The organism is Methylobacterium sp. A52T, assembly GCF_053346095.1.
On the sequence record NZ_JBKFBI010000259.1, the window covers coordinates 1 to 3,138 of the forward strand.

Genomic DNA, 3,138 nt, shown 5'->3' on the forward strand with positions numbered 1-3,138 from the left:
GACCCGACGAGCGCGTCGACCGGCGAAGCGCTCGTCGGGTCCGCCGCACCGACAGGTCCGAGGCTCCGCAGGACGTTCGCGGAGCGCCGGGAGGCGCCGCGCTGTACGCGGCGGGCCCAGTCGTCTGGCTGGGCCGGCGATGAGGCACGCCAGACCTGCCACGCGGTCGGCGCGCGCCGTCAGCGTCGAACCAGCGTGAACTTGAGGTCCTTGGCGATCGACCGCCAACGGATGTTGCCGTCGTGGACGGCCCGGTAAGTCCCGGAGGTCACCAGAGCGCAGAGGCGCTTGAGCGCTTCGATGCGCGAGGCCGACCTGTAGACGGCTCCCCGCTCGTCGAGTTGGTGCAGCGCGCGCTGCAGGAACCCGACCGCGCGGTCCCGATCGAAGAGTGGGAAGGCCCCCGCGGTCGCGTCCGGCAGACATGTGACGATCCGGATCATCGCGGCGGTCGCGTCCCGGTAGGGATCCGATCCGCCGGTCGCGCTCCTGGGCCTGGGCCTGGGATGCCGCACGCGCGTCCCGTCGCCGAATAGGTTGTTGCCGTGCTGGCGGTAGCGGACGAGCGGGACATCGATCTCCACGACTTGCCCGACGACTTGCGCGAGGAACGTCACCCACCGATCGTGCGCGATCATCGCGCTCGGCACGATGAAATCGGTGAAGCGGTCTTCGATGTCCCATAGGTCGAGGAGATCGCGGCGGAAGACGATCGAGAAGCCGAAGAACGTCAGCCAGGGATCGTAGCTCAACGGCGGCTTCACGCCATCGCGCTGGATCCCCTGCGAGAATAACCGGAGCGCGCGGTTGCCCGCGTCGACGCTCAGGGCCGTATGGGCGATCATGGATACGGCGCGATCATCGATGTGGCGCGAGCAAAGCTCGATCTTCCTCGGGTCCCAGATGTCGTCCTGATCGCAGAAAGCCACGAAATGCCCGCGTGCGCGCAGCGCTCCGCGCAGGAAATTGTCCCGAAAGCCCAGTGCGGGCGAGTTCCGGAATATTCGAATCGAAATATTGCTTGAGATCACGAATTCCTGAACAATTTCAAGGGTATTATCGGTCGAGTTGTCGTCTGAGACGATGATTTCCAGCGGGCGCACGGTTTGTGTGACGAGGCTGTGCAGCTGCTCGCGGAGGAACGCGGAACCATTATGTGTTGCGATGACGACCGATATACCGTGTTCGTATCGCATCATGCCCTTCCAAGTCGGAAAGCAAATCAGTATCATCAAGTGATGAGGAAAATATTGCCACCACCGTGGCTGCGCCTTCGAGCCTGCGCGACGGCAGAGAATGCGCTTCCGGGCTCGACCGCGCCATCCCCCGCTGACAAAGTTGGACATTACGCGGCTCTGGACGGCATACGTGGTCTGTCCGCTCTCTACGTGCTCCTCTTCCATACCGGGCACTGGCTGGATGTGCCGTGGCTCGCCGTCAACGGAGGACTTTCCGTCGATACGTTCTTCACGTTGAGCGGCTTCGTCCTGGCCCGCGCTTACAAGGATCGAAGGGACCGGCTGTCCAACATGGACTTCCTGCTGCAGCGTCTCGTCCGGTTGATGCCCGTCATCGCGCTCTCGCTCCTCATCAGCGCGCCGTATGTCGCGCTGCGAAATTCCATGACGTCCGGCGCCACCTACGCCAGCCAGATCGTCGTCGCCGTCCTTCTCGGGCTCCTCAACATCCCTTACTTCCATGCCCCGCCGCAGATCGGCGGTCCTCAGGTCTTTCCATTAAACGGCCCACAGTTCTCGTTGTTCTTCGAGATCGTGGCCAACGCGTTCTGGTGGTCGATCCGGCACCTCAACCCGCTTTACTCGTCGGCATCGCTCTACATCGTGTCCGCTTGCTTCGTCCTGACCGTGGGAATCGGAGGCGATCAGACGGATAATTTCATGTACGGATTCGGCCACGTCGGGTCGTCCTTCTTCGTCGGTGTCTTCTGCTACCAGATCAAGGACCTGCTCGCCCGGCGGGTCAACCTGACGCCGGTCTTCTACGTTCTGCTCGTCGTGATGGTGATCATCTTCACCATGCCGTACGAACTGGATCACACGCAGCGGATGCTCTGGAAGCTGCTGCTGGCCCCCCTTCTCGTCGTCGGCGGATCGTCCATCACCCTGTCGGACCCGCTGAAGGACCTCTCGATCCTCGTCGGAGACCTATCGTATCCGATCTACGCCCTGCATTTTCCGATCTTCTCGTGGATCAATGGCCTGTACCAGAAGCTGAGCGGCGGGAAGTCGGCCGCGATCGAGGCCGCAACGCTCTTCGCAGCGACGTTGATCTTGAGCTACTTGGCGCTGCGCTTGTACGACCGGCCGACACGCGCCTATCTCACGCGCCTGCTCAAGGCGTCCCGGAAGCCGATCATCCCCCGGATCGATCGCCGGTGTCGAGAACGGCCTGATGGCCTCTGAAGAGGATCATCGTGGCTGCGGCGCAGGGCGCGGCGTGGCGGAAGTGCCGGTCACCGCCGGCGTGATCCAACGCGCGCCGCGTCCCTGAAGACGGTCCCTCGCTGCGGACCGTCCCTGCAGGTCGCGGTGATCCGCGGCGCCTCACCGCACCGACAGGGTGCGCGGCAGGTCGGACAGGGGCTCGACCCCGCCGGCAGTGACGATGACGGTCTCCGAGGCGCCGACCGTCCAGGCGCCGTAGCGGCGCAGGGTGGCCGGCAGGTGGAAGACCATGCCGGGCTCGATCGGCCGGTCCTGTCCGGTGAACAGCGAGAGCAGGGCACCCTCCCCCCAGTCCGGCGCGAAGGCGACGCCCATCGAGTAGCCGATCCGCTTGCGGAAGGCCGGGCCGTAGCCCGCCGCGTCGATGACGGCCTGCGCCGCCGCGTGCGGGGCGGCGCAGGGATGGCCGGGGCGGATCGCGCCGAGCGCCGCGTCGAGGGCGCGCAGGGCGCAGTCCATCATCCGCTGCGCCTCGGCCGGCGGCGGGCCGATCCAGACGCTGCGCATCAGCGCCGCGTGGTAGCGGGCGTGGCTGCCGGCGAGCTCGAGGAAGACCGCGTCGCCCGGCTCCAGCCGGCGGCGCCGCCACGTCATGTGCGGCAGCCCGCTGCGCGGGCCCGACGCGACCAGGGGCTCCATCGCCATGGCCTCGGACCCGGCGGCCGTCGCGGCC

3 protein-coding genes are annotated in these 3,138 nt (G+C 66.0%); 1 reads left to right on the top strand and 2 read right to left on the bottom strand.

The window, feature by feature from the left end:
• Positions 1-179: 179 nt before the first annotated feature.
• Entirely contained in the window at positions 180-1,199 is a 1,020-nt protein-coding gene (locus ACLBYE_RS30025; RefSeq protein WP_447696954.1) for a glycosyltransferase, read from the bottom strand.
• Between the two features lie 156 nt (positions 1,200-1,355).
• Here ACLBYE_RS30025 and ACLBYE_RS30030 point away from each other — a divergent pair, with 156 nt between their 5' ends.
• Positions 1,356-2,423: an acyltransferase family protein gene (locus ACLBYE_RS30030; protein WP_447696956.1), complete on the top strand. Its 1,068-nt coding sequence runs from the start codon at positions 1,356-1,358 to the stop codon at positions 2,421-2,423.
• A 141-nt stretch (positions 2,424-2,564) separates the two neighbouring features.
• On the opposite strand, the gene ACLBYE_RS30035 is transcribed toward ACLBYE_RS30030, so the two are convergent.
• Positions 2,565-3,138, bottom strand: a 574-nt coding sequence (locus tag ACLBYE_RS30035; protein ID WP_447696955.1) for a M24 family metallopeptidase, incomplete at its 5' end; no start/stop codon positions are given.